Here is a 25,483-nt window from a genome sequence, read left to right as displayed (position 1 = left end):
ACGATGAAGGGGTGACTTCCTCGAACGCACCTGTAGTGGTTGGAATCGACGGCAGTGATGGCGCGCTCGATGCCGCCCGGTGGGCCGGCGCGGTCGCCGAGCGGTTCGGCGCTCCGCTGCGCATCGTGCACGCACTGCCGTCGGTCGGCCGCAATCTGACCCAGACCGCGGCCGCGTTCACCGCGGCGATGATGTCCTACCAACGCGACATGGCCGAGGCGTTCCTCAAGGCCGCAGATGAAGCCGTGCGCGGCGATCATCCCGGTCTGTCGGTGTCCACGGTCTCGTTCAACGAACCCGCCGACCAGGTGCTGATCGACGCCAGCGCCGATGCGCGCCTCGTCGTCCTCGGCGGCAAGAAGGTGACGCCCGCCGCGGCGCTGCTGCTCGGATCGACGGCGCTGGCCGTGGCGACGCGGGCGGCGTGCCCGGTGGTCGCCTTCCGCGGGGAGAAGGTGGCGCCCGGTGACGGTCCCGTCGTGGTCGGGGTGGACGACAGCCCCGCCGCGCAGGCCGCACTCGAGACGGCATTCGAGTTCGCCGATCGGTTCGGGCTGGCGGTCAACGCCGTGCGCTCGCTGTCGTTGGCCGCGCCCGCCGAGACCGGTGTCACCATCCCGCTGCTGATCGACTGGGATGGCGTGGAGGCCGCCGAACTGGCCGACCTCACCGAGACCGTCGACGTCCACAACAAGCGCCACTCGGGCGTCGATGCCAAGTGTTTCATCGAGCCGGACTCGCCCGGCAAGGCGCTGTTGAAGCATGTCGCCGACTCTGGGCTCGTAGTGGTCGGGTCCCGGGGCCGCAACGCACTGGCCGGTGTCCTGCTGGGTTCGACGAGCCTGAACCTGCTGCACCACAGTCCGGTGCCGGTGATGATCTGTCGTTCTGCACCACAAGGAGATTCGCATGAGTGACCATGACGTCCGGCACGGCATCGTCGTCGGGGTTGACGGGTCGCCCTCGTCGGACGCCGCCGTGGCCTGGGCGGCCCGCTCCGCCGTGTTGCGGGGCGTCGGGCTGACGCTGGTCCACGCGCTCCCGGGCGCTGCGTCACCGGTCTGGCTGGATGTCGCTTTGCCCCAGGACTATTGGGATTATCAGGACGAGCGCGGGCAGGAGGTCCTCGATGATGCGCGCCGTGTTGCGGTCGAGACTATTGCCGGCCAGCAGGAACCTCGGATCATCGCGAAAGCGGTTCCCGGACACGCGGTGGCCACGCTGATCGATTACTCGCGGCATGCCGATCTGGTGGTTGTGGGCTCCCGTGGCCTGAGTAAATGGGGACGCCGGTTGCTCGGCTCGGTCAGCTCGAGCCTGGCGGCTCACGCCCACGGTGCGGTCGCGGTGATCCCGGAAAGCGAACACCCGTCGGACGGGCCCGTGGTGGTCGGGGTCGACGGGTCGCGTGCCTCCGAATACGCCACCGAGATCGCCTTCGACGAGGCGTCGCGACGCGGTGTCGAGCTTGTGGTGGTGCATACCTGGACCGACCTCAACTTCGAGTTCCCCGACGTGAAGTGGGAAGACCTGAGCGCGGAAGCCGAACGTGCGCTCGCCGAGCAGCTAGCCGGCTGGTGCGAGCGATACCCCGATGTCACGGTGCGGCGCGTGGTCATGCCGGACAAGCCCGCCCGACAATTGCTGGCCCAGGCAGAGACCGCGCAGCTCGTGGTGGTCGGCAATCGTGGACGCGGCGGATTCACCGGAATGCTGCTCGGTTCGGTCAGCTCGGCAGTGGTTCATTCGTCCATATCGCCGGTGATCGTCGCGCGGCAACCCAGCTAATCAGTCCCGCGCTGCTTTCTCGCCGGCGGGTTGGCATCGCAGAACCACAGCCTTGGGCGGCACGCTTCGCTAGATTCGGAGGCGTGGCCGTGCAGGCATCACGCGAGGAGGTCTTCGACGCCTCGCCGGAGGCGATCATGGAGGTGCTCGCCGATGTCGACGCGCTGCCGTCCTGGTCTACGTTGCATCGTCACGTCAAGGTCGTCGATCGCTATCCCGACGGCAGGCCGCACCATGTCAAGGCAACGATGCGGTTGTTGGGCATCACCGACACGGAAATGCTCGAATTTCACTGGGGCGACTACTGGATGGTGTGGGATGCCGAGCCCAACCTGCAGCAGCGCGGCCAGCACGTCGAATACAACCTGATGCCCGAGTTGGACAGGACGCGGGTGCGGTTCGACATCATCGTCGACCTCGCGATGCCGGTCCCGGAGTTCCTCGTCAAGCGCGCGAGGAAACTCGTCCTCGACGTCGCCGTCGAGCGGTTGCGTCAGCGCGTCATGAGCAATTCGCGCCGGCAGTAACGCTCCAGCACGTCGGCCCCGCCTTGTGGAGGAAGGCGGGGCCGACGGCTAGGGGGTGTGGTTAGTCGCTGCCCTCGCTGGAGCCGCCGTTGCCTGCGCCGCTGTCGGTCTTCTTGGTGCCGGGCTTGGCGGGCTTGCTGATGCCCTTCTTGAGCCCGTCGCGGATCTTGGAGACCGTCGAATCCACGTTCTTGCCAACCGAATCGGCAGACTTCTTGATGTCGCCGCGAATCTTCTCGGCAGCCTTGGTGGACTGGACCTTGGCCGTGACGCGGGTGCTGCTGGTGTTGGTTGCGTCAGCGGCGGTGTCGGTCTTCTCTGTAACCGTGGTGCCGGCGTCGTCTGAAACCGTTGTGTTTTCGTTGGTTTCGGTGCTCGCGGGCTCCGTCTTGGTGTCCGCATCGGACACCGTGGTCTGCGAGTCGGTCTCGGTGGCCTTCTCGGTGACGACATTTTCGACCGGAGCCTCAGTCACTGCGGTCTTCACCGCGGTGTCGGTGGTGAGGTTGACCGTGACAGTGTTGGCCGTGGCCGACGGCAGGGCCGCTGGGCTTTCGGGGGCCACCGTGTCGGGCGCGGTGCGCAACGCCATCGGCGATGCGGGTGCCGGGGCGCCGAGTGCCTGCGCGATGGCCCGGCGCACCTGCACCATCACGCCGGCGATCGGGCCGGGCAACGGGGACGACGTGGGGCTTTCGGGCGTCAGGATTCCGGGCGTGTATTCAGTCCCGTTGATCAGGCCATTGAGAACCAAGGCCGGCGTGGCGATCAGGGCGTTCACCGCCGCGACTGCGTCGCCGGCTTTGACCGAGTCGACGAAGGACTGCAGGCCGACACCGAGCTGGCCGGCGGTGCTCGACATGATCTGCAGCGTGCCGAGCACGGTACCGAACAGCGTCATCGGGTTGGCGATGGTCTGGGCCACTTTGTAGAGGTTCCCGGTGATGCCGACGGTGATCGACGACAGCGACATCAGCGGCATCGCGATACCGATCGCCAGCCCGAACAGCGGATACACCATCTGCATGATGGCGTTGTCGATCCGGCCTTGGTCCAGTGCGGCTTTCACCCCGTCCGCGTACATGGGCACGTCTTTCACCCACTGCACCACACCATTGCCCATGCCCTGGACGATGGTGCCGATCGTTTGGGCGTAGCCGGCCCCGTTGTGCAGCATCTGGCTCAGGATCGGCGCGGGGTCGGCAAGGATCTGCTCGGCCAGCGTCGTTGCGCTGACCCCGGTGTTGGTGAACAGCTTCACCCAGGCGTCCAGTGGATCGATCGAGGCGGTTAGCTGAACTGCCGTCGACTGGATTGCCGGCGCGGGTAGATCCGCGGGGATCGCCGATATCGGCGTGAGCGCGATAGCGCTGGCGCTGACCAGGGCGACTCCCGCCGCGAGCGGTGAGCGAAGTGTGACTGGCATCTAGTCCCTTTCGGTGGGTGATCTTGGACACGGGGAGAGTACCTGAGAAATCCCTTAAATCCGCAAAATTGGAACGTGTTCGTACCGGCCGGTCCTGGCGAGATATTTTCGTCAGCGTCTGCCAATTTATTGCTGCTCATACCGGTTGAGTTGCCACGGGCGCATCAACTACGAGGGCTTGCATCCATCGGTCGGCGGCGGATCAAGGTCGTTGCGTTTGGAAGTTTGATAGCCGCTTGTCAGGCGACAGGTATCCAGACCTGCTGATCTTGATGGGGGGTCGGTGGCAAATTATTTGCTGGGCTAAATCGCGGGCGGCCGGGGGGCCGGCCGATTAGCTGAGCCTTTCCAAGGTGTAGCCGAGGATCCCGGAAGAAGTTTGCTGATGGCTGTCGCGGGTATGGCGCAGCGTGAGCGGAAAGGAATAGCCCAGACGGCCGTGCCGGTTGGTGCCGGTATGCCGACCGGAGTCGTCCTCCCCCTGAACCCGTCCGCCCCCAACGTCGTCGACGCCGCGATCTCACAGGCCCGCACCGCGTCCGCGGCCGGGGTCCGTCAGATCTGGCTCGCCCAGCAATTCGACGTCGACGCCATCACGCTGGCCGCGTTGATCGGGGCTGCGGTGCCCGGTCTCGGCGTGGGCACCTCGGTGGTGCCGCTCAATCCCCGTCACCCCTTACTGGTGGCGTCCGCCGCGCAGACCGCGCAGGCCGCCGCGCACGGCAACTTCACTCTGGGGCTCGGATTGGGTTCGCACGCACCCGAACACCGGGCCTTCGGCACGGTGTGGCCCGATCCGGTGGGCCGGCTACGGGAACATCTGCAGGTGCTCCGCGCGATCCTTCACGATGGTGCGGTCGACTTCCACGGCACCGAGTTCACCGCGAGCCCGGAGTGGCCCGTGCACGTGGCCGGCGGTGCTCCCGTCCCGGTGTACGTCGCCGCGATGGGGCCCAAAGCCCTTCGCGTGACAGGTGAATTGGCCGATGGGACATTGCCGTACCTCGCCGGACCGCGCACAGTGGGGGAGTTCATCGTGCCGACGATCACCGCGGCGGCCGCCGCGGTGGGCCGGGCGCAACCGAAGGTGGTGGCCATGGTGCCGGCGCTCGTCGCCGATGACGCGGACGCTGCCCGCGACGCCGCCGCGCAGCGACTGGAATTCTACGAGAGCATTCCGTCTTATCGGAAAGTCATTGCCCGCGAACAGGTTTCCAGTGTATCGGAACTGGCGGCCGTCGGGTCGTCGGCGCAGGTGCGCGCGCAGTTGCAGCGTTATCTCGACGCCGGCGCCACCGATGTGGTGCTCAGTCCGATCCGGACCGAGCCGGAGGATCTGGCCTCGCTGTGGGCGGTGGCCGCCACGCTGCCCTAGTAGTCGGTGGGAATGCGCTCCCGCACGGCGTAGGCGACGGCGACCGCACGCGATGGTTCCGCAGCGCCGCACAGGTCGACCGCGATGACGATGTTGGACTTGGCGGCCAGGGCTTGGGTGCAGTCCGCGATCGCGCTCGACGGCGCCGAATCAGGCACGGACAGAATGCCTTCCTGCACTACACGTGCTCCGAGGGTGCGGGGCTGAGCCTCGCCATGACGGTTCACCGCGGCTGCCTTGCCCGCGCAGTAACCCCAGTGGTCCTGGACCGAGGCCATGAAATTCGTGGCCTCGGCGGGGTTGGCGAATCTCATGGCCCGTTGCCGCAACCACACCGGGCCGGAAGTGGTTCCACCGGTGAACTCGCGTTCCCGCGCGGCCGGTACATCTGCCGGGTACGGCGGCAGCGCTGCGGGGATTCCCGATGGATCGCCCTCGGGTACACAACCTTTCGGCGGAGTGGAGTCACCGGTGGCAGGCGCGGCATCGGAGTTGGTGTCCGGGCCGGTGGCCTTCAGGCTGCCGGCACCGACGGTCGTCTGTACGGCCTCGGGTCCGAGCAGAATGGGTTCGAGGTCGGGCTGCCCGAAAGTACGTACGACTTCGGGGCATTGCCAGTACGGGTCGATACTGGGTCCTTTCGCGACGGGAGTCGCGTTCACCACGCCGGTGATGCGGTGTGTCGCGTCGGGCGTCACGGTGATGGAGTAACCCTGTTCCCGTGACCATCTGGCCGGCACCAGAACGTAACGCCCGCCGTGCGCTTCGAGGACGCGCAGGCATTGGTATCGGTAGACCGGTGGGGCGGGTGGGCCTTGGGAGGGCAGCACTGTCGTCTTGACCATGCTGCCCGGCAGGTCCAGCGTCTCAGTGGTGTCGAGTTGCACTGCGGTGTAATCACCGTCGGCGGCCCACAGCTGTGTCGAGGCGAACGCGCCGTGGCCCTTGCCCTGGTCGACGGCGTACAGGTCGGTGACCCAGAACAGCGCCACCACCAGGCCCGTGGCCGCCAGGACGAGCAGTGCTCGCTCGGCAATCTTGGGTAGCCGGCCCAAGCCGGTGAGGGTCAGAGTCCAGTAGCCGGTGGCCGGTAGCGTGATGCCGGCGGCGATTGCCACCGCCATGTGCATTTGGGTGGGGTTGTCGACTATCCATTTGATCAGGTTGCGCTCGGACGCCAGCCAGACCACGGCGACGGTCAAGCTCACTGCGCCGAAGCCCGCGAATAGCCATGCGATGGTGCGCAACAACGTGATTCGGCGCCCCGTGGCGGCCCAGTGCCGGAACGCGACCACAAGGACCACCAGCACCGCGAGGACGATCAACACGCGCAGGGCTGCGAAGAAGAAGAGTCCCACTGTGGTGACGGCATAGTCGGCCGACGTGTAACCCAGAGTCGACGGATCGACACCGAAATACTGCAACTTGCTTCGGATGAAGAGCAGGCCGAAGAAGTAACACAGCCCGGTGATCAGTGATGTCGGTGCGACGACCAGGGCCGCCAGGCTCAGCCACCGCTCCGCGGACTGGGTGAGCGATTTCGTCTCGTCGCTCACGCCGGCGGCGCCTGCGTGGTGGGCGGAACCGTCGTTGTCGTGGTGATCGTCGGGGTGGGCAATGTAGTGGTGGTCTCCGGGACCGTAAGAGTGGTGGTGGTCGAGGTCGTGGTGGTGGTGTATCCACCGCTGCCGTCGTTGGTGGTGGTGGGTGGCCTGTGGGTGGTGGGCGGTCCAGACGGGGTCGTCGAAGTCGTGGGCAGGGTCACGCTCCCACTCGCCGGTGGCGGCGGCGGTGGCGGGTCCGTGTGGTCCGCCGATCCGCTACAGGCCACCGCGAGCACCGCCGACGCGACGATCGCAGTCAGGCCGGCAGCGCGCCCAAGCGTTGTCGATCCGAGCTTCATTACGCCTCCCACCAGTGTTTTTACGATGGTGGCAAATTTGGTGAGGCTGCGCGCGAGTATCGGCCTACTCGAATTGCCGACGCCCTCGGCGGCGACGGCCATATCACTTGATCGCCGGCAGCGTGCCGAAATGGCGCGACAAAGTGTCGCGATCTGCGGTCGATTCCTTACACGATGACAACGTGCCGGCTCCGGCTCGGCTGGCAGCATGGCAGGCCACACGCCACTTCCCCCAAAGGAGTGAACGCCTTGTCCCGCACGCTTTTCGACAGCCGACCACCGCTGGAACTCGTTGCGCGACAAGCGATACGCGATACCGTCGCCACGCGTCCGGCGATCCCGGTCCACCGCTCTCCCCGCAACCTGCCACCACCCGCGCTCGACGAGTGGAGCTGGCAGCTGCACGGGCGCTGCCGGGACCATCCGGCAGAGGCGTTCTTCCCGGACCAGGTCCGGGGGCGCCAGCTGCGCAAGCGGGAGGATGCCGCCAAGGCGATCTGCCGGGATTGCCCTGTGCTGGCCCGGTGTCGCGATCATGCCCTGGCCGCCCCGGAGCCGTACGGCATCTGGGGTGCGATGACGGCCAGAGAGCGCGCCATCGTGTTGAGCGACGAAGGCTAGCCCCGTAACATGCCGAGGCGGCGGATCGCCTCTTCCATGGTGTCGTCGCGCTTACAGAAAGCGAAGCGCACCAAGTGATTCCACAGATCGGCGTGCGGAGCCTCCGGGTCGCAGAACGCCGACATCGGGATCGCGGCCACCCCGGCCCGATGCGGCAACTCGGCACAGAACTGCGTGCTGTCCGAATATCCGAGCGGCCGTGGGTCGGCGCACAGAAAGTACGTGCCGCGGCTGTCGTGTACCTCGAACCCGATGTCGGCCAGTGCATTGCCCAGCCGGTCGCGTTTGGCCTCGAATGACTGGCGCAGGTCGGCCACCCAGCCGTCCTCGTGGTTGAGTGCGTGGGCCACCGCGGGCTGGAACGGGCCGCCCCCCACATAGCTCAGATATTGCTTGGCGGCACGGACCCCGGCGATGAGTTCGGCCGGCCCGCAGGCCCAGCCGATCTTCCAGCCGGTGACGTTGAACATCTTGGCCGCGCTGGAGATGGTCACCGTGCGCTCCGCCATGCCGGGATATCCGGCCAGCGGCAGGTGCTCGACACCGAACACCAACTGCTCGTACACCTCGTCGGTGATCACCAGCAGGTCGCGTTCGATGGCCAGCGCCGCGATGGCGCGCAACTCGGCATCGGAGGCCACCGCGCCGGTCGGATTGTGCGGGGAGTTGAGGATCAATGCGCGGGTCTTGGGCGTCACGGCCCGGCGTAAACCTTCTACGTCGATCACGAAACCGGCACCGTCGGCGAGCAGCGGCACGGCCCTACGGACACACCCGGCCATCGCGATCACGGGGGAGTACGAGTCGTAGAACGGCTCGATCACCAGTACCTCCGAGCCCGGCTCGACCAGGCCGAGGACCGATGCGGCGATGGCCTCGGTGGCGCCGACGGTCACCAGCACCTCGGTGTCCGGGTCGTAACTGATGCCGTAGTGGCGTTTGCGCTGGGCGGCGATCGCGTCGCGCAACTCGGGGATGCCGAGGCCGGGCGGGTACTGGTTGTGGCCTTCGGCGATGGCGTTCTGCGCCACCTTGAGCATCTCGGCCGGGCCGTCCTCGTCGGGAAAGCCTTGCCCGAGGTTGACCGCGCCCAGTCGGCCGGCCAGTGCAGACATCTCCGCGAAGATCGTCACGGCGAAGGGCTGCAGTCTGTGCACGGTCATGAGCGTCGAGCGTAGGCGTGGTTGCGCGCCGAGACTGCGGTGAGATCGCGAAATTCGGCGAATCCGCGATCTGGACGCAGGCTCGGCGGCCTGGACGCAGGCTCGGCGGGAATGATCCGGCCGCGCCCGACGCTTTAGAGCGGCGTGACCTACAAAATGAACGCCGACGCCGCATTGCTGCAGCCGATCCAGGTCGGCGACACCGCCGCTGCCAACCGTCTGTTCATGGCACCGCTGACGCGTTCGCGCGCCGACGCCGATGGCACCCCGTCGCCGCTGGCCGCGCAGTACTACTCACAGCGCGCCGGTGCGGGCCTGATCATCAGCGAGGCTACCGCCGTCGCCGAGACCGCCAACGGTGCCTACATGAACACCCCGGGCATCTACACCGACCGCCACCAGCACGGCTGGGCCGAGATCGCGGAATCCGTGCACGCCGCGGGCGGCAAGATGTTCGTTCAGCTGTGGCACGTCGGCCGGATGGCCCACCCCGACATCAGTGGCGTCGAGCCCGTCGCTCCCTCGGCGATCGCGGCCGATGTGGTTACCCACACCCCCACCGGTAAGAAGCCGCTGCAGACGCCGCGCGCGCTCGACGCCGCGGAGATCCCGGAGATCGTCGAGCAGTTCCGGGCCGCCGCCCGACGCGCGATCGACGCCGGGATGGACGGCGTGGAGATCCACGGTGCCAACGGCTACCTGCTGCACCAGTTCGCCTCCGATGTGGTCAACCAGCGCACCGATGCCTACGGCGGTTCGCCGGAGAACCGGGCCCGCCTGACCTCCGAGGTGGTCGAGGCCGTCGTCGACGAGATCGGCGCGGGCCGGGTCGGGCTGCGCATCTCGCCCGGGAACACCGCCGGGGGCATGCAGGAGAACGACACCGTCGGCACCTACGAGGCGTTGTTGGAGCGCATCGCGCCGCTCGGGTTGGCCTACCTGCACGTGCTCATCGACCCGGCGTCGCGGGCCTTCGGTGTCATCCGCGCCCTGTGGTCGGGGGCATTCGTGCTCAACACCGGCCGCGCCGACGGTACCGACTTCTCCCTGCTGGAGGGTTATGCACAGTGGGGCGCGATCAGCGCGTACGCGGTCGGGCGGGCGTTCCTGGCCAACCCGGACCTGATCGACCGGCTGATCCTGGGTGCCGAGCTCAACGAGCCCGACATGGCGACGTTCTATGCGCCTGGACCCGTGGGCTATACGGACTATCCGACGCTGATCGAGATCGAGGAGCCTCGCTCGGCCTGACGGCTTCTACCGCACGTTGATTCTGCGGTGAAGGCGCAAAAGTGTGGTCAGTCCGTCTCGACCTCGGTCGCGCTAGACAAGTCCTCGATGGCGACCGGCGCCGACCCGGTGAAACGCACCCCGATGCCGAACTCCTCGCCCATTGCGAGGCCGCACTCGGCGAAGCGGATCATCCAGGAACCGTCGGCCCAGATGATCGCCTCGGGCATGTCGAACGGCGCCTCCGGCCCGTCGAGCCGTTCGCGGTCCACCGAGTCGAGCGCCCACACAGGATCGGTGAGCTCGGCGACGAGATAGCGCGAAGCGGCGGCTGCGAGCCCGTCAAATCCGGCGATCGCCTCCGCAGCGGAGTCGACGGCCGCATCCGTCGGCGGTCCTGCCGGTTCCACGACGATGCTGACCGTGCGCGGTTCGTCACCGGGCAGAGCGGCCGACCAGCAGACAAGCTCCTCCGAGAGTCCGATGCGGTCCAGCACGGTACCCCGCACCTCGACTTCCTCGGGTAGGTCGTTCATGCGGCAAGTCAACCTCAGTAGCTTCTGGCTCTGTGGCTCAGGTCTACGTCAACGCGGAGTGACGAGCGATCGGCGTGTAGCGCGACGTGAACGTGTCCGTGGCTTGCAGGCACTGGTGCTTGACGCCGGAGCGCCTCGGGTCTCGGTGGCGTGCCGGCGGATCTCAGCCTCGAGCGGATCCGGATGAGCTGTGGGTCAGAGACGGGCAGGTCTCAGCGGCTCAATGACCTGGGCCTCGGAGCGCTCGCGCAGCTTGAGAAGCGCCTCGTCAAGGCTCGAGCCGAGTAGGTGGAGGGTGTTCATGCCGCGCGATTCCCACACCGGAAACTCCTCGTCGGCATGGCGGCTTGCGACGTCCCAGAGGAGAAGGTCGCCGTTCTCGCTCCAGCCGAAGACTTCGAGTCGTTCGGCGAGGTCCCAGCTACCGTCGGGCTCGATCATCCAGTCGAATTCCTCCTCTTCGCCGTCGCGGAAGACCGTGTGGAAGTGCTCGGTGAGGTTTGCTGCACGGGCCCGCCCGTCTGCGAAACCGGGTTGCACGGGCGGGTAGATGAGCCACAGGCCGAACGTGCGGGCCCAGCCGCAGGAGCGAACAAACTCGCGGTAACTCTGGGGGTACCCGCTACCGTCCGGGAAACGGAACGAATCGAGTGCCTCGAAGTCGACATGCTCGTGCGAGGGGGATTCAGGCGCGGGGACACTCATGACTCGATTATGGTCGGGTTGCTGGAGCCACGTCCCTGGAGCCAGATGGAGTGAAGGCGGCGACCGTCAGTCCCACACCAGGAACACGATGCGTTCGCGTCCGGACACCTGCAGGGATCCGGCAGCACTCCTCGAGCGACTTCCGCGTTCGACTCGATGATTCCGTCGCTCTGCAGCGACTCGGTATCGAGCCGGGCCTCCAGGCCGACCGCGGACGCCGTGGTCGCGCGATGACGATCGATTCGGGGCACACGTCGCCGTTCTCCTCGTCCGTCTCGGTGTCCTAATGCAGCCCGACAGGAGATGCTGAGCACAGGCCCAACCAACGGGTTGGGCGAGCCTGTTAGGCTGCGGTCAGCGTGCTGCCCACATTCGCTGGGCGGTTCCACAACCCAACCTGAACCTGGACGCCGATACGGCAGGGGAGCAGACATGTCCGAAGAAGCCTTCATCTACGAGGCGATCCGTACGCCCCGTGGCAAGCAGCGCGGCGGCGCACTCAACGAGATCAAGCCGGTCAACCTGGTTGTCGGCCTGATCGAGGAGATCCGCAGCCGTTACCCCGACCTGGACGAGACGCTGATCAGCGACGTCATCCTGGGCGTGGTGTCCCCGGTCGGGGACCAGGGCGGCGACATCGCCCGCACCGCCGGTCTGGTGGCCAAGCTGCCCGAGACCACCGGTGGTTTCCAGCTCAACCGCTTCTGCGCGTCGGGCCTGGAGGCAGTCAACCTGGCCGCCCAGAAGGTCCGTTCCGGCTGGGACGACCTGGTGCTGGCAGGCGGCGTCGAGTCGATGAGCCGCGTTCCGATGGGCTCCGACGGCGGCGCCTGGGCGTCAGACCCGGAGACCAACTACCGCATCGGTTTCGTCCCGCAGGGCATCGGCGCCGACCTGATCGCCACCATCGAGGGCTTCTCCCGCGACGACGTCGACGCCTACGCGGCGCGGTCGCAGGAGCGCGCGGCGGCGGCCTGGTCCGGCGGCTACTTCGCCAAGTCGGTCGTCCCGGTCAAGGATCAGAACGGCCTCGTCGTCCTGGACCACGACGAGCACATGCGCCCCGGCACCACCGCGGCTGACCTGGGCAAGCTGAAGTCCGCGTTCGAGGGCCTTGGCGCCATGGGCGGCTTCGACGACGTGGCGCTGCAGAAGTACCACTACGTCGAGAAGATCAACCACGTCCATACCGGCGGCAACAGCTCGGGCATCGTCGACGGTGCCGGCCTGGTGCTGATCGGGTCAGAAAGCGCAGGGAAGGCTCAGAATCTCACCCCGCGCGCCCGCGTCGTGGCCACCGCCACCAGCGGCGCCGACCCGGTCATCATGCTCACCGGCCCCACCCCGGCCACCCAGAAGGTGCTCGACCGTGCCGGCCTGACCGTCGATGACATCGACCTGTTCGAGCTCAACGAGGCCTTCGCCTCCGTGGTGCTGAAGTTCCAGAAGGACCTCAACATCCCCGACGAGAAGCTCAACGTCAACGGTGGCGCCATCGCGATGGGCCACCCGCTCGGCGCCACCGGCGCCATGATCACCGGAACCATGGTCGACGAGCTCGAGCGTCGTGGCGCTCGGCGTGCCCTGATCACGCTGTGCATCGGCGGCGGCATGGGCGTGGCCACCATCATCGAGCGCGTCTGAGAGGGTTGAGAATCAATGGCTGAGAACACCATTCAGTGGGACAAGGATGCCGACGGCATCGTCACCCTGACGTTGGACGACCCGACCGGTTCGGCCAACGTGATGAACGAGCACTACAAGGAATCCATGCGCAACGCCGTGGACCGCCTTGTGGCCGAGCAGGATTCGATCACCGGTGTGGTCATCACCAGCGCGAAGAAGACCTTCTTCGCCGGTGGCGACCTCAAGGCGATGATCAACATCGGGCCCGACAATGCCCAGGAAGCCTTCGACACGGTCGAAGGCGTGAAGGCCGACCTGCGCAAGCTGGAGACCTTCCCCAAGCCCGTCGTCGCGGCCATCAACGGCGCCGCCCTCGGTGGCGGCCTGGAGATCGCGCTGGCGTGTAATCACCGCATCGCCGCGGACGTCAAGGGCAGCCAGCTCGGTCTGCCCGAGGTCACCCTGGGCCTGCTGCCCGGCGGTGGCGGCGTGACCCGCACCGTGCGCATGTTCGGCATCCAGAAGGCCTTCATGGAGGTCCTGAGCCAGGGCACCCGGTTCAACCCCGCCAAGGCCAAGGAGGTGGGCCTGGTCAACGAGCTCGTCGGCTCGGTCGACGAATTGATCCCCGCCGCCAAGGCATGGATCAAGGCCAACCCCGAGGCCGGCACGCAGCCGTGGGATGTCAAGGGCTACAAGATCCCTGGTGGCACCCCGTCCAGCCCGGCGCTCGCCGCGATCCTGCCGTCCTTCCCGGCCCTGCTGAAGAAGCAGCTCAAGGGCGCCCCGATGCCCGCACCGCGGGCCATCTTGGACGCCGCTGTCGAGGGTGCGCAGGTCGACTTCGACACCGCCAGCCGCATCGAGAGCCGTTACTTCACCTCGCTGGTCACCGGCCAGACCGCCAAGAACATGATTCAGGCGTTCTTCCTGGACCTGCAGGCCATCAACGGCGGCGCATCGCGGCCCGAGGGCATCGCCAAGCAGGAGATCAAGAAGATCGGTGTGCTGGGCGCGGGCATGATGGGCGCCGGTATCGCCTACGTGTCGGCCAAGGCCGGTTACGACGTCGTCCTCAAGGACGTCACGCAGGAAGCCGCTGACAAGGGCAAGGCGTACTCGGAAGGCATCGAGGCCAAGGCGCTCAAGCGTGGCAAGACCACCGAAGAGAAGTCTGCGGCTCTGCTCGCCAAGATCACCCCGACCGCCGATCCGCAGGATCTCAAGGGCGTCGACTTCGTGATCGAGGCCGTCTTCGAGAACCAGGAACTCAAGCACAAGGTGTTCCAGGAGATCGAGGACATCGTCGAGCCCAACGCGCTGCTCGGCTCGAACACCTCCACGCTGCCGATCACCGGTCTGGCGACCGGCGTGAAGCGCCAGGAGGACTTCATCGGAATCCACTTCTTCTCGCCGGTCGACAAGATGCCGCTGGTGGAGATCATCAAGGGCGAGAAGACCTCTGACGAGGCCCTGGCCCGGGTGTTCGACTACACCCTGGCGATCCGCAAGACCCCGATCGTGGTCAACGACAGCCGCGGCTTCTTCACCTCGCGCGTGATCGGCACCTTCGTCAACGAGGCGCTGGCCATGCTGGGCGAGGGTGTCGAGCCCGCGTCGATCGAGCAGGCGGGTTCGCAGGCCGGTTACCCGGCTGCGCCGCTGCAGCTCTCGGATGAGCTCAACCTGGAGCTCATGCACAAGATCGCCGTCGCCACCCGTGAAGGTGTCGAGGCTGCCGGTGGCACCCACGTGCCGCACCCGGCAGAGGCCGTCGTGGAGAAGATGATCGAGCTCGGCCGCCCGTCGCGTCTGAAGGGTGCCGGCTTCTACGAGTACGTCGACGGCAAGCGGACCCAGCTGTGGCCCGGCCTGCGCGAGGCATTCAACTCCGGGTCCTCGCAGCCGCCGCTGCAGGACATGATCGACCGCATGCTGTTCGCCGAGGCGCTGGAGACCCAGAAGTGCATCGACGAGGGCGTGCTCACCTCGACCGCTGATGCCAACATCGGCTCGATCATGGGTATCGGCTTCCCGCCGTACACCGGTGGTTCGGCCCAGTTCATCGTCGGCTACGAGGGCCCCGGTGGCGTCGGCAAGGCGGCGTTCGTCGCCCGCGCCAAGGAACTGGCCGCCAAGTACGGCGACCGCTTCCTGCCCCCGGCCTCGCTGGAGAGCTAAGCGCGAAACGTCAAAAGCCCCCGGCGCAAGCCGGGGGCTTTTGCGTGCGCGGCATCGAGATATCTCAGCCGGGGTTCGAGTACACCCGCGTCGGCGTGATCAGGACCGCGGCGCGGCGCTCCTCGCGCATGACGCGGTCATAGGTGTCCCAGTCGTCGTGGGTGCCGCCGGCGGCCTCGAAGACGGTGCGCAGGAGCACTCGTAGCGCCTCGGCGTCGGTGTCGGGATCGAGGTCGTCGGGCCCGATGATCTCGACGGTGCCCTCGACCGTCACCCATTGCCAGCCGGCCCGGGCCACGACCGTGGCCCGCGGATCGGCCCGGAGGTGCTGAAGCTTGCGCGCTCCACCGATGGCTACGAGCGCGACGACCGGTTCACCGGTCCGTGGGTGCGCCATCACGCCGGCGTTCACCACCGAGGACTGGATGCTGCCGTCGCGGCGCAGGGTGCTCAGCGTGCAGAGCCCGTGATCGCGGGACAACATCTCGGCGAAAGCGGAAACTTCAGCCACGATGGCTCCTTTCAATCCGCCACGTCGAATGCAGCATGGATTTTTGTGGGCTTGACCCGCACCACGAGTTCGCCCGGCACGCCGTTGCGCCGGCCGAATTCTTCGGCGCGGTCTGCGCCCATGTAGCGACCGCCGGTGCGGGTGGCGATGTCGAGCAGCTCGCCGGGATCCTCGCTGATCGAGGCGACGCCCTGGACTTGGACGAACGCATACGGCGGGTTGGTGTCGTCGACGCACAGCACCACTCGCGGGTCTCGGGCCAAAGCCCGCCCCTTGGCGGTGTCCTTGCCGGTGTTGAAGACCAGCGCGCCGTCATCCACCACGAACCACACGGGCGCGGCCAACGGTCGGCCGTCGGCCGCAACCCAACCCAGCACCGCGGTGCGGGTGCCTTCGGACAAAAAAGCGATCACGTCGTCGGAGAGTTCGCCCATGCGGCCACGCTACGCCCGCTTGCGAGTGCTGATCACGGAAGCGCGGCGGGCCAGGTAGGCAGCGGCATGGTGTCGTAGAGCCGTACCCCCTTGGTGTTGAGCCGGGCCAGCGCCTGGGTCACACCCAGCGGCAGCAACGAGATCAACTGGCCCGTGCCCACGAGTGCGCGTATGCCCCAACCACTCATGGGCACCACGGTTTTCGCATTGACGCGCGCCAGCTTTCGGCTACCTTCAACTGGCGCGCGCATCGTGCGTTCGCAGGCGGCGAACGCCGCGGCGTAATCGTCACCGGCCCGGACCATCTCGGCGGCCAGGACGTAGGCGCCGTACACCGCGAGGCTGGTGCTGCCGCCGACGGCCGGGCCGGGACAGTAGCCCGCATCCCCGACGAGAGTCACCCGGCCCCGTGACCACGTGGACATCTGCAGCTGGGTGATGGCGTCGAAGTAGAACGTCGGGGTCCGCGGCACCTCGTCGAGCCAGCGGTCCACCTCGGGGGCCATGTGCTCGAACGCGGCGCGCAGTTGCGCCTTTTGGCGCTCCGCATCGCGGTAGTCGTAATCCAGCGGTTGGCTCGGGCGGAAGATGTAGACCGCACGCGCATCGTCGAGGTGGTCGGCAGTGTAGATCCCGGCCATGTGGCCGGGTTTGAAGTAGCCGGTCATCTCGCCGTCACGGGCCATGTCCTTCGGCACCGACACCACAGCGAGGTATCCACCGAGGAAGCTCTCGGAAACGTTGTCGCCGAACGTCAGACGACGCACACCAGAGTGCAGCCCGTCGGCTCCCACCACCACGTCGAAGCGCCGGGGTGGGTTGTGCTCGAAGGTCACGTCCCCATCGGGCGAGATCGAGGTGATGGTGTCGCCGAAGAGATACTCGACATCGTCACGGCCTGCCTGGAAATAGATCTCGCTGAGGTCATCCCGCATGATCTCGACGTGCCGGTCGGACATCGCCCCCATGATCTTGACGTAGTCCAGGCGGGTGGGGTGCGACGTGCCGGGTCGATGGATGATCATCTGGGTGGTGCCGGTGGCGTGTGCCTCGATCTCGGGCAGCACGCCCATGCGTTCGGAGATCTCCATCGCCGGCCGGAACAGGTCGACGGCGTGACCACCTGTCTTGCGTAGTGCGGGTGAGCGCTCGACCACGGTGACGGCGACTCCGTGTCGAGACAGCCAGTAGGCGAGTACGGGCCCGGCGATGCTGGCGCCGGAGATGAGTACCTTCACGATTCCCCTTACTTAACGGTCGGTAAGTGATTCTGTCGTGAGCTTACCTATCGTTAAGTAAGTTAGGCTGGCTACGTGGCCAAGCCTGCATTGGATACCCGGCAACGCATCCTGGATGTGGCGCGCGAGCTGTTCACCGAGAAAGGCGTTGTGCGCACGAGTCTGCAGGACATCGCCGACCGTCTGGGCATCACCAAACCCGCGTTGTACTACCACTTCCGGTCGCGTGAGGACCTGGTCCGCAGCATCGTGCAACCCCTCATCGACGAGGGTGAAGCCTTCATCGCCGAGCAGGAAAGCAGGCGTGGAGCGAACCGGGCCTCGGCGCGGGAGCTCCTCGAGGGCTACTTCGACTTCCACTACCGGCACCTGGCCGACCTCGTGCTGATCGTCTCCGAGCTGACCACCCTGGCCGATCTGGGGCTGATCGACCAACTGCTGGCCTGGCGGGCCAGGCTGGGGGTGCTGGTGTTCGGCCGGCGCCCGACGCTCGAACAGTCCACCCGCTCGGTCATCGCCTTCGGCGGCCTGCAGGACTGTTGCCTGCAGTTCCCCGACACTCCCTACGAGCAGCTGCGTACGGCGACCGTGGACGGTGCCATGGCCGCACTCGGGTTGTGACTCAGCCGAGCTTGCTCACGAGCTTGTCGGCGACCGCGGCGACGACGGCGGGAGATTCGCTGGATGAGACCCCTACGATCGCCGAGCCCGCCAGTCGATACTCCGAGGCGTCGCCGGAGCTCCCGCCTGACAAGCTGGGATTGGGCTTGCGCTTCTCGGTGAAGCGTGCGACGTCAGATCCGGCCTCACCCGGGGTGACGGTGAACGGGATGCCTTCACCCGCTGACGCCTTGGCGCATGCTGGAATCCCCGCGGTGAGCTGTCCGAATTTCTGCGATGCAGCGGCAGCGGTGTCATATAGAGCGATGGTCTGGCTGACATAGTGCTGGCCGGGCGCGCCCGCCCACTGCGAGACGTACTTGGTAGTGGCTGGGGTACCCGCGGCGAAGTACAGCGTGTTCACCGCGTCACACACAGCCATGGGACCCGGGTCCGGTACGCGCGGTGTGGTTTCGGCCGGGTCCAGTGCGTCGAATTCTGCGGCGCCGGGGTTTGCCTGCTGCACAACGCTGTTCAGAGCATCAACAGACAACGTCAGCGTTGCCGGATCGGTAGGTGCGGTTGTGGTGTCCACCGGGGTCGCGGTGACGGAGGCCGCGTGGACGGGACTGGCGGACGGGGTGGCTCCGACGGTCGACGGGCCTTGCGAATGGCAGGCACTCACGGTGAGCAAGGTGGCTGCGCAAAGGGCGTTGAGGGCGGTCGTTCTCATGTTGGTCTCCTGGCTCGGATCGTCGAGGAATCAGTTGGGCCGCACCACGCGGACGGTGCCGTCGGAGGTGGTGGCTGCCTGTGAGTGTGCGGGTGTGCCGGACTCACTGGTCTCGACCGTGACTCCGTTGCCCATGTAGATCGCGACGTGTGCCCCCGCGACCCCCTGGCCGCCGTCGTAGTAGATGACGTCACCGGGTTGCAGTTGCGAGGTGTCCAGCTTCGGCCCGGTCTGCACCACCGACCCGAACGCCCCGGCCCCCTCGGTCATGTGCCCGTACTGCACGGATGTTCCCTTGCCCGGGTCGTACCCGGTGGCCTGATAGATGGCGTATTCGGAGAGGCCGCTGCAATCGAATCCGGTGTGTTCGTAGTCGTGCATCTTGTCCGCGTACTTGTCTGTTCCCCGCGCCGGTGCCCCAGAGGTTGCGCCGTCCTTGCTTCCGCCACCCCAGACATACCGTGTGCCCTGTTGATTCTCGGCCGCACCGACGATCTTGAGCTTTTTGTCGGTGACCGCCTCCGGCAGCGGGTAGGCCTCGGGAGGCTGCCCCGCTGGTCGTTGGGTGCCGTCGCCGTTCTTGCCGTTGAGATAGTCACGCCAATTCTGATCGCGTGCTTCGCCCGGCGGCTGCGGGGGGTATCCGGGCGGATTCGTCTCTCCCTTGGCGTCGACCTTCCACCCTGGCTTCGGGGGCACCTCCGCCGGGTCGCCGGGTGCGTGGGGCACTTTGTACCCGGGGTCGCCCGGTTTGGCATCCGGGCCCGGAACCGGCGCGTTGGTGTCGTCGGTGTTGGGCTTCGGCTGGTCTGGAGGCGGCTGCTGCGGAGTATTCGGGTCTTTGGGCTTGTCCTCGGACGGGTTGAGGCCGTCGGTGGCCTTGCGTATCGCGTCGGCGAGTTCCCGGTCCTGGCTGTCGAATTGGGCCAGCAGGGTCTTGAGCTTGACCGAGTTGGCGGCGGCGAGTTGCCGGAGCTCAAGGGCCGTCACCGGGCTCAGTTTGGCCACCGCATCCAGTGGGCCACCCGGACGGACAGACACAGTCCCGTCGTCGGCCACCTGGAAGCCGAGTTGTTTGAGGCTGTCCACGTCGTTGATCAGGCTGCTTCGGCTGGATGACAATTTCCCGCCGCCGTCTGTCAGGACCGTTTGCAGCCGCTGCAACGTGTCGGCCACCTTCTGGTGATCGGTGAAAGTGCGGTTCGCGCCGGCATTTGCGGCATCAGCGGCCGAGCCCTTCCAACCGTCGTCCAGCCGTTTCAGGGTGCCGTGCCCGTCGGCGATCTGTTGGGAAACCTTGCCGGCGGAGTCTGCCGCGCGGCGTCCGGCGTCGGTCAACTGCTCGGGGTGAGAGTTGCTCACCCCGGAGATCGTCATCGTCATGTCTGGCGGTCCTCAGCATTCCCATACCGAGCACAGCTGAGGGTTCATCGCGGCGAACACATCTTCGTCGGCAGGCGCCTGCCACTGCGCTGCGGGTGTTCCCGTGGACCACACGCTCAGTTCGGTCACCGTGCTTCCGACGACTGCCAGGTACATGTGCGCCGTTACGTTCTTGTCCGGCAGCCGAATTTCGGCTGCCACTTGATTGCAGCCGCCGCGTTGCATGCTCGGGCAGAACTGCTTCGGGGTAGTCACGGTCAGTTGCGCCGTCGGCGATGTCGCCTGACATCCGGTCAGCGTGCCCTGCAGGGCGGTGAACGAAGCGTGCGCGGTCTGGCCCATGGTCCAGGGATCGCCGGGATAGTGCACGATCACCTGCTGAGCCGACCAGTTGTTGTCGCCACGATCGATCAAAGAGCGAGCGTTCTCGCCGCCACCGAGTTGCGTCGGTGTACCTGCACAGAGGCTGTCGATCTGGAAAGTGTTGTTGCCCAGCGGTTGTGCCGAATCAGACAGATCGGGCCAGTGCTGAGAGTCGTTGAGTGGGAGGCGGTTGGAGTGGATCCACGCAGCCGTGGGTACGGACGTGGCGTGTGGAGCCGTCGTCGACACCGGGCTGGCCGCGGGACTCGTCGCGGGGTGCACCATGCCGGTGGCCGAGGAGGCATCGGGGCTGGGTGTCCCGGCAACCGGGGTGTTCTGACATGCCGTCAGGCCCGCCACCACGGCGCCCGCGGTGAGGACGATCGAGACTGCGCGCGTGAGCTTCACCAATTCTCCTGTCATCGGTCAGTACCCCTGATGGGTGCCGGGGTTTGTCTGCGGAATCTTCGCCCGGATGTCGGATCCGTCGGGATTCACGCCGTACTCCCCGACCAGATAGTTCATCGACGCGGCGATGTTGGCGGCCGGATCGTAGATGTTGTTCGACGTTCCAGGCTGGTGGTACTGGGCGAAGGTTCCTGGAACACACTGGGCGAGCCCGCGGGAGCAGCCGTTGCCGTAGCCATCGGACACGTTGTAGGTCGAGTTCGGTGGTTTCGAGTTGACGTCCCAGTCATTGATCGACATGGGGTTGTACGAGGATTCGTGTTCCGTCAGGGTCAGGTAGGCGTCCATCCATCGTTGCCGGGCCGCCGGATCGGTGACGCCGCGCTGATCCAGCGCCTGGTTGATGTAGTTACGGGTGGCGTCCTGACCCGATGGCCAGGACCCTTTGTCGTAGGTCACCTGATCCACCGGGATGGCCTCTGGCCCCTGTTTGCCGGCCGGCGGGGGAGTGGTGCCGTCGCCTCCGTCGCCGGGCTCATCGGTGCCGTCACCGGCCTTCTTCACATCCTTGCCGAGCTGGGCGTCGGTTTTCTCGTATGTGTCGGCCGCCGAGTTCAGATTGGTCGAGAGTTTGGCGTACTGGTCGGCGACCCGCCGGCATGCGGAGTCCACGGCTGTCCCGGCCTGCTGGCAGGCGTCACCGCTGTTCAGGCCGGGAAGCTGAGCGGGAAGTGCGGAGAACTGCAGCTCTGTGCCGGTGCTGGCGCTGTTGGTGCCCAGGTGGTCGAAATCGCCGGCGGCCGACCGGAGGGCGGCGGGATTCACGCGCAGCGGCGAGGTCATATCGGAAGCCTAACGGCGCTTGGGAGCCCGTCATGACACGAATTCCGTTGCGGCAGAGCCGCTGTGAAGTATCTGTGGGTTTCCTGCGGAGCGGTGCGGGGTGTTGCCTTCGGGTGTCCGACAGGTGCGCTGTGTCCCGGTCCGATCGCCGGGTTCCTGTTCAGACCCGCCAATATGTTCCGGCCGGAACCTCGGGTAGGCATGATTGACGGCACATCGAACGAGGGGGCTGGAATGTCCGGTGACATGGAAGACGCGAAACTCATCCCACTCGAGGTCCTGCTGGGCCAGCCGGAACGGGCCGCGGCACAGATATCGCCGGACGGCACGCGGTTGTCCTACATCGCCCCGCTCGAGGGCGTGTTGAACGTGTTCGTCGGTGACGCCGGGTCGGGTAATGACAAACCGGTCACCCGCGACAGCGACCGCGGGATACAGGGCTACTTCTGGGCGCATGACAATCGCCACCTCATGTACATCCGGGACAAGGACGGCAGCGAGAACTTCCGGCTGTTCGATGTCGACCTGCAGACCGGAGTCGAGCGCGACCTGACGCCGATCGATGATGTGCAATGTCGACTCATCGCTCACCGCAAGCGATTTCCCAACGATGTGCTGGTGGGCATCAACAAGGACAACCCGCAGCTGCACGATGTGTATCACCTCGACCTGAGCACGGGCGAGTTGCGCAAGATCGTCGAGAACCCCGGCTATCTCGGCTGGGTGGTCGACGATGACCTGAAGGTGCGCGGCGCGGCCGCCCCGACCCCCGACGGCGGCCTGATCATCGTGGTGCGTGACGACGAGACGTCGCCGTGGCGGACACTGCTGGAGGTCGGACCGGAGGATGCGGAAACCACCGGCCCCGTTGGCTTCACGAAGGACGGCCGGTCGATGTATCTGCAGTCCTCGGTCGGCTCGAACACCAGCCGCCTGGTCAGGATGGGTATCGAATCGGGCGCGACCGAGGTGATCGCCGAAGATCCCACCTACGACATCAGCGGCGTGATCATCCATCCCGACACCCGGGAAGTCCAGGGCGTGACGGTGTACGGCGAGCGGCTGGAATACCGGATCTTCGACGAGTCGATTCGTGGCGACGTCGAGGCACTCGAGCGGCTGCATCCGGGCGAGCTGGTGATCAGCGACCGCGACGATGACGACAGCACCTGGCTCGTCGCGTTCGACCAAGACTGCGGGCCGGTGAAGTTCTATCGCTGGGACCGTGGTTCGCAAACGGCGACCTTCCTGTTCGATCACCGGCCAGAGCTCAACGACTACCCGCTGGTGCCGATGGAACCGTTCAGCTACACCGCCCGCGACGGCCTGACGATCCACGGCTACCTGTCGTTCCCTCCGGGGGTGGACCGCAAGGATCTACCCGCCGTCCTCGACGTGCACGGCGGGCCGTGGGGCCGTGTCGGCTGGGGCCTCGATCCCGAGGCACAGTGGCTGGCCAACCGTGGTTACCTCTGTGTGCAAGTGAACTTCCGCGGCTCCAGCGGCTATGGCAAGGATTTCCTCAACGCCGGCAACCATGAGTGGGCCGCCAAAATGCACGAGGACCTGTTGGACGCCATCGATCACCTGGTCGGGCAGGGGATCGTCGACCGGGATCGGGTGGCGATCTACGGCGGCTCGTATGGCGGGTATGCGGCGTTGGTCGGTGCGACCTTCACACCCGAGGTGTTCAGGTGCGCGATCTCGATGGTCGGCCCGTCCAATCTGAACACTCTCATCGAGTCGTTCCCCGAGTACTGGAAGCCGATGATCATGCTGTGGCACAAGCGAGTTGGCGAGGACCCGGACTTCCTGTGGTCCCGGTCGCCGCTGTCGCGGGTGGATGCCATCCGGATTCCGATCCTGATCGGTCAGGGCGAGAACGATCCGCGGGTGAAGCGGGCGGAGTCCGAGCAGATCGTGGCGGCAATGGAAGAACGCGGCCTCGACTACGAGTATGCGATGTACGAGAACGAGGGCCACGGTTTCGTCAAACCCGAGAACCGCCTTGACTTCTACCACCGGGCCGACCGATTCCTGGCCAAGCATCTCGGCGGTCGTGCCGAGTGAAGGGCGTCGCGGCAGCAGCGGGTCGGCGAAGGAGTGTTCGAAACCGGCCTGCGGGCCGTGCTCGACGGCCTTGAGATGCGGTACCAGGCGCATTCGTTGCCAGCGGTCTGACAGTCTGGGGCCCTTGCTGTCGGGAGTTGGCCGCTCGACAATGGTTCATGGCTGAAACCGTCATCGGCCACATCTTGAGGCGGCTCGAAGAGACCGGTGTCGACGACATCTTCGGGGTAGCGGGGGACTATGCGTTTCCCGTCAATGACGCGATCGTCGAGCACCCGGTGATCAACTGGATCGGATGTTGTAACGAGCTCGACGCGGCCTACGCGGCGGACGGCTATGCCCGCATTCGCGGTGTCGGCGCGGTGTGTACGACCTACGGGGTGGGCGAGCTTGCCGCGATCAGCGCGGTGGCCGGTTCCTACGCCGAGCACCTCCCGGTCTTCCACCTGGTCGGCGCGCCGAACCTGGCCACCCAGGAAGGGCGCGCTTTGGTACATCACACGCTGGGCGACGGCGAGTTCGGCCTGTTCAGCAGAATGGCGGAGTCCGTCGTCTGTGCCAGCGCGATCGTCACGCCACAAAACGCGGCATCGGAAACCGAACGGCTCATCGCCGCAGCGCGGTACCACCGCCGTCCCGTCTACCTGGCGATACCCAGCGATGTGGCCGACGTCCCGGTGGGCGTGACCGCCCCTCCGATCAGCCCACCGGTCAGCGACCCCGAGTCGCTGGCTGAGGCGGCCGACGCGGTAGGTGCGGCGCTCAACGATGCGGGACAAGCGTGCGTGTTGCCGGGCGTGCTGCTGAGGCGGTTGGGACTGCAGGATGCGGCGACGGCATTCCTGGATTCCTGGGACCTGCCCTTCGCGACGATGTTCGGGGACAAATCGGTCCTCGGAGAGAGCCACGCCGGCTACATCGGCATGTACGCCGGCCGGCTGATGGAGGAACCGGTACGCGCCTTCGTCGAATCATGTGACCTCGCGGTGTTGGTCGGATCGATGCTCACCGACGGGAACACCGCGGGATTCACCGCTCGACTGGATCGAGAAAAGACGATCGATATCGGGCATCACCGCGTCACGGTGGGGCGCAAGGTGTTCCGGGATGTTGAGATGGTGGACATTCTCGCGGAGCTGTCCACACGTGCGACGAAACGTTTCGACCGGCCGGCCATCGAACCCGGAACCCTCGGACCGATCGTGCACAGTGGGGCGGACCCGATCGGTGCCGATGCCCTCTACCCGCGGTGGGCGAGCTTTCTTCGGCCCGACGACGTCATCATGACCGACACCGGAACGTCATCCCTGGGTCTGGCATTCGCTCAACTGCCCAACGGTGCGCAGTTCCACAACCAAACCCTTTGGGCGTCAATCGGATGGGCGACACCTGCCGCCTTCGGCGCTGCGGTGGCAGCCCGCGATCGCCGCACCATCCTGATCACCGGCGAAGGCTCCCATCAGATGACTGCTCAGGAGATCGGCCAGTTCGGACGCCGGGGACTGCGACCGATCATCTTCGTGCTCAACAACTCCGGCTATCTCAGTGAGCGGCTCCTGTGTAGGGACATGGCCACCGCATACAACGACATCGCATCGTGGAACTATGCGCAGTTGCCACGAGCCTTGGGCTGCGAGGGTTGGTTCACCGCGCGTGTCACGACATGCGGCGAGCTCGATGACGCACTTGCCGCCGCTGAGCGGTCCGACAGCGCGTCCTATATCGAGGTCATCACCGATCCCTATGCGGCTCCACCGCTCTACCTGAAGTTGCGGGAGAACGTCGAATCGTTCTACAACGTTCAATAGCCCGGTCTGGA

24 protein-coding genes are annotated in these 25,483 nt (G+C 66.3%); 12 read left to right on the top strand and 12 right to left on the bottom strand.

The annotated features are described in order from the left end of the window. The first annotated feature begins 11 nt into the window (after positions 1–11). The 3 genes from ACWEFV_RS17650 (at position 12) to ACWEFV_RS17640 (ending at position 2,315) form a co-directional block, all read left to right on the top strand. On the top strand, positions 12–917 hold the full coding sequence (locus tag ACWEFV_RS17650; protein WP_135452631.1) for a universal stress protein: 906 nt from the start codon (positions 12–14) through the stop codon (positions 915–917). After that, positions 910–1,788 (top strand): universal stress protein, encoded by an 879-nt coding sequence (locus ACWEFV_RS17645; RefSeq protein ID WP_135452632.1) that lies wholly within the window; start codon positions 910–912, stop codon positions 1,786–1,788. Before ACWEFV_RS17650 ends, ACWEFV_RS17645 begins: the two co-directional genes overlap by 8 nt. Positions 1,789–1,871: 83 nt before the next feature. Next, positions 1,872–2,315, top strand: a complete 444-nt coding sequence (locus ACWEFV_RS17640) for an SRPBCC family protein (RefSeq protein ID WP_135452633.1) — start codon at positions 1,872–1,874, stop codon at positions 2,313–2,315. Positions 2,316–2,376: 61 nt separating this feature from the next. Here ACWEFV_RS17640 and ACWEFV_RS17635 read toward each other — a convergent pair whose 3' ends face one another. After that, positions 2,377–3,741: a hypothetical protein gene (locus tag ACWEFV_RS17635; RefSeq protein ID WP_450071103.1), complete on the bottom strand. Its 1,365-nt coding sequence runs from the start codon at positions 3,739–3,741 to the stop codon at positions 2,377–2,379. Between the two features lie 457 nt (positions 3,742–4,198). On the opposite strand from ACWEFV_RS17635, the gene ACWEFV_RS17630 reads away from it, so the two are divergent. Then, positions 4,199–5,116 (top strand): TIGR03564 family F420-dependent LLM class oxidoreductase, encoded by a 918-nt coding sequence (locus ACWEFV_RS17630; protein ID WP_450071230.1) that lies wholly within the window; start codon positions 4,199–4,201, stop codon positions 5,114–5,116. On the opposite strand, the gene ACWEFV_RS17625 is transcribed toward ACWEFV_RS17630, so the two are convergent. Beyond that, positions 5,113–6,672: a sensor domain-containing protein gene (locus ACWEFV_RS17625; protein WP_450071102.1), complete on the bottom strand. Its 1,560-nt coding sequence runs from the start codon at positions 6,670–6,672 to the stop codon at positions 5,113–5,115. The genes ACWEFV_RS17630 and ACWEFV_RS17625 overlap by 4 nt on opposite strands. A 39-nt stretch (positions 6,673–6,711) precedes the next feature. Here ACWEFV_RS17625 and ACWEFV_RS17620 point away from each other — a divergent pair, with 39 nt between their 5' ends. Both ACWEFV_RS17620 and ACWEFV_RS17615 read left to right on the top strand, forming a co-directional pair. Next, positions 6,712–7,197 carry a hypothetical protein gene (locus ACWEFV_RS17620; protein WP_450071101.1) on the top strand — a complete coding sequence of 162 codons (486 nt, stop codon included), beginning with the start codon at positions 6,712–6,714 and terminating at the stop codon, positions 7,195–7,197. A 71-nt stretch (positions 7,198–7,268) separates the two neighbouring features. Further along, positions 7,269–7,640 carry a WhiB family transcriptional regulator gene (locus ACWEFV_RS17615; protein WP_353653665.1) on the top strand — a complete coding sequence of 124 codons (372 nt, stop codon included), beginning with the start codon at positions 7,269–7,271 and terminating at the stop codon, positions 7,638–7,640. On the opposite strand, the gene ACWEFV_RS17610 is transcribed toward ACWEFV_RS17615, so the two are convergent. Further along, entirely contained in the window at positions 7,637–8,803 is a 1,167-nt protein-coding gene (locus tag ACWEFV_RS17610) for a pyridoxal phosphate-dependent aminotransferase (protein WP_450071100.1), read from the bottom strand. The two genes, ACWEFV_RS17615 and ACWEFV_RS17610, sit on opposite strands and share 4 nt — an antisense overlap. A 144-nt stretch (positions 8,804–8,947) precedes the next feature. On the opposite strand from ACWEFV_RS17610, the gene ACWEFV_RS17605 reads away from it, so the two are divergent. Further along, positions 8,948–10,054, top strand: coding sequence for an alkene reductase (locus ACWEFV_RS17605; RefSeq protein WP_450071099.1), 1,107 nt, complete (start codon positions 8,948–8,950; stop codon positions 10,052–10,054). 47 nt (positions 10,055–10,101) lie between these two features. On the opposite strand, the gene ACWEFV_RS17600 is transcribed toward ACWEFV_RS17605, so the two are convergent. Then, positions 10,102–10,569, bottom strand: coding sequence for a hypothetical protein (locus ACWEFV_RS17600; RefSeq protein ID WP_135452640.1), 468 nt, complete (start codon positions 10,567–10,569; stop codon positions 10,102–10,104). A 195-nt stretch (positions 10,570–10,764) separates the two neighbouring features. Continuing rightward, positions 10,765–11,274, bottom strand: coding sequence for a hypothetical protein (locus ACWEFV_RS17595; RefSeq protein WP_135452641.1), 510 nt, complete (start codon positions 11,272–11,274; stop codon positions 10,765–10,767). 432 nt (positions 11,275–11,706) lie between these two features. Here ACWEFV_RS17595 and ACWEFV_RS17590 point away from each other — a divergent pair, with 432 nt between their 5' ends. Both ACWEFV_RS17590 and ACWEFV_RS17585 read left to right on the top strand, forming a co-directional pair. Beyond that, entirely contained in the window at positions 11,707–12,918 is a 1,212-nt protein-coding gene (locus ACWEFV_RS17590; RefSeq protein WP_450071098.1) for an acetyl-CoA C-acetyltransferase, read from the top strand. Between the two features lie 15 nt (positions 12,919–12,933). Continuing rightward, the gene (locus tag ACWEFV_RS17585) at positions 12,934–15,081 is read left to right on the top strand and encodes a 3-hydroxyacyl-CoA dehydrogenase NAD-binding domain-containing protein (RefSeq protein WP_450071097.1); all 2,148 of its coding nucleotides are present in this window, start codon (positions 12,934–12,936) and stop codon (positions 15,079–15,081) included. 64 nt (positions 15,082–15,145) lie between these two features. Here ACWEFV_RS17585 and ACWEFV_RS17580 read toward each other — a convergent pair whose 3' ends face one another. The 3 genes from ACWEFV_RS17580 to ACWEFV_RS17570 are packed head-to-tail and all read right to left on the bottom strand — an operon-like array spanning position 15,146 to position 17,264. Then, positions 15,146–15,592 (bottom strand): TIGR03618 family F420-dependent PPOX class oxidoreductase, encoded by a 447-nt coding sequence (locus tag ACWEFV_RS17580; RefSeq protein WP_450071096.1) that lies wholly within the window; start codon positions 15,590–15,592, stop codon positions 15,146–15,148. Positions 15,593–15,603: 11 nt separating this feature from the next. Continuing rightward, positions 15,604–16,026: a PPOX class F420-dependent oxidoreductase gene (locus tag ACWEFV_RS17575; protein WP_450071095.1), complete on the bottom strand. Its 423-nt coding sequence runs from the start codon at positions 16,024–16,026 to the stop codon at positions 15,604–15,606. Positions 16,027–16,058: 32 nt separating this feature from the next. Then, positions 16,059–17,264 carry an FAD-dependent monooxygenase gene (locus tag ACWEFV_RS17570; protein ID WP_450071094.1) on the bottom strand — a complete coding sequence of 402 codons (1,206 nt, stop codon included), beginning with the start codon at positions 17,262–17,264 and terminating at the stop codon, positions 16,059–16,061. Positions 17,265–17,339: 75 nt separating this feature from the next. Between ACWEFV_RS17570 and ACWEFV_RS17565 the strand changes: the two genes are divergently transcribed. Beyond that, positions 17,340–17,885, top strand: a complete 546-nt coding sequence (locus ACWEFV_RS17565) for a TetR/AcrR family transcriptional regulator (RefSeq protein ID WP_167857723.1) — start codon at positions 17,340–17,342, stop codon at positions 17,883–17,885. 1 nt (position 17,886) lies between these two features. On the opposite strand, the gene ACWEFV_RS17560 is transcribed toward ACWEFV_RS17565, so the two are convergent. The 4 genes from ACWEFV_RS17560 to ACWEFV_RS17545 are packed head-to-tail and all read right to left on the bottom strand — an operon-like array spanning position 17,887 to position 21,594. Next, complete coding sequence (locus tag ACWEFV_RS17560) at positions 17,887–18,597, bottom strand: sensor domain-containing protein (RefSeq protein ID WP_135452646.1); 711 nt, start codon at positions 18,595–18,597, stop codon at positions 17,887–17,889. Between the two features lie 30 nt (positions 18,598–18,627). Next, positions 18,628–19,980 (bottom strand): bifunctional WXG100 family type VII secretion target/C40 family peptidase, encoded by a 1,353-nt coding sequence (locus tag ACWEFV_RS17555; RefSeq protein WP_286174643.1) that lies wholly within the window; start codon positions 19,978–19,980, stop codon positions 18,628–18,630. Positions 19,981–19,992: 12 nt separating this feature from the next. Further along, positions 19,993–20,751, bottom strand: a complete 759-nt coding sequence (locus ACWEFV_RS17550) for a hypothetical protein (protein ID WP_135452647.1) — start codon at positions 20,749–20,751, stop codon at positions 19,993–19,995. An 18-nt stretch (positions 20,752–20,769) separates the two neighbouring features. Then, positions 20,770–21,594, bottom strand: coding sequence for a type VII secretion target (locus tag ACWEFV_RS17545; protein ID WP_135452648.1), 825 nt, complete (start codon positions 21,592–21,594; stop codon positions 20,770–20,772). Between the two features lie 234 nt (positions 21,595–21,828). Between ACWEFV_RS17545 and ACWEFV_RS17540 the strand changes: the two genes are divergently transcribed. Further along, positions 21,829–23,664, top strand: a complete 1,836-nt coding sequence (locus ACWEFV_RS17540; RefSeq protein ID WP_450071093.1) for a S9 family peptidase — start codon at positions 21,829–21,831, stop codon at positions 23,662–23,664. A gap of 158 nt (positions 23,665–23,822) precedes the next feature. Beyond that, positions 23,823–25,472, top strand: coding sequence for an alpha-keto acid decarboxylase family protein (locus ACWEFV_RS17535; protein WP_450071092.1), 1,650 nt, complete (start codon positions 23,823–23,825; stop codon positions 25,470–25,472). Positions 25,473–25,483 lie beyond the last annotated feature (11 nt).

The organism is Mycobacterium sp. NPDC004974 (assembly GCF_053600815.1).
This window is presented reverse-complemented; position numbering and strand designations above follow the sequence as displayed.

Coding starts and splice junctions, on each gene's coding strand:
- ACWEFV_RS17645 (WP_135452632.1), top strand. CDS start 910: ATGAGTGACCATGACGTCCGGCACGGCATCGTCGTCGGGGTTGACGGG.
- ACWEFV_RS17635 (WP_450071103.1), bottom strand. CDS start 3,741: ATGCCAGTCACACTTCGCTCACCGCTCGCGGCGGGAGTCGCCCTGGTC.
- ACWEFV_RS17630 (WP_450071230.1), top strand. CDS start 4,199: ATGCCGACCGGAGTCGTCCTCCCCCTGAACCCGTCCGCCCCCAACGTC.
- ACWEFV_RS17610 (WP_450071100.1), bottom strand. CDS start 8,803: ATGACCGTGCACAGACTGCAGCCCTTCGCCGTGACGATCTTCGCGGAG.
- ACWEFV_RS17600 (WP_135452640.1), bottom strand. CDS start 10,569: ATGAACGACCTACCCGAGGAAGTCGAGGTGCGGGGTACCGTGCTGGAC.
- ACWEFV_RS17595 (WP_135452641.1), bottom strand. CDS start 11,274: ATGAGTGTCCCCGCGCCTGAATCCCCCTCGCACGAGCATGTCGACTTC.
- ACWEFV_RS17590 (WP_450071098.1), top strand. CDS start 11,707: ATGTCCGAAGAAGCCTTCATCTACGAGGCGATCCGTACGCCCCGTGGC.
- ACWEFV_RS17585 (WP_450071097.1), top strand. CDS start 12,934: ATGGCTGAGAACACCATTCAGTGGGACAAGGATGCCGACGGCATCGTC.
- ACWEFV_RS17575 (WP_450071095.1), bottom strand. CDS start 16,026: ATGGGCGAACTCTCCGACGACGTGATCGCTTTTTTGTCCGAAGGCACC.
- ACWEFV_RS17560 (WP_135452646.1), bottom strand. CDS start 18,597: ATGAGAACGACCGCCCTCAACGCCCTTTGCGCAGCCACCTTGCTCACC.
- ACWEFV_RS17555 (WP_286174643.1), bottom strand. CDS start 19,980: ATGACGATGACGATCTCCGGGGTGAGCAACTCTCACCCCGAGCAGTTG.
- ACWEFV_RS17545 (WP_135452648.1), bottom strand. CDS start 21,594: ATGACCTCGCCGCTGCGCGTGAATCCCGCCGCCCTCCGGTCGGCCGCC.
- ACWEFV_RS17540 (WP_450071093.1), top strand. CDS start 21,829: ATGTCCGGTGACATGGAAGACGCGAAACTCATCCCACTCGAGGTCCTG.
- ACWEFV_RS17535 (WP_450071092.1), top strand. CDS start 23,823: ATGGCTGAAACCGTCATCGGCCACATCTTGAGGCGGCTCGAAGAGACC.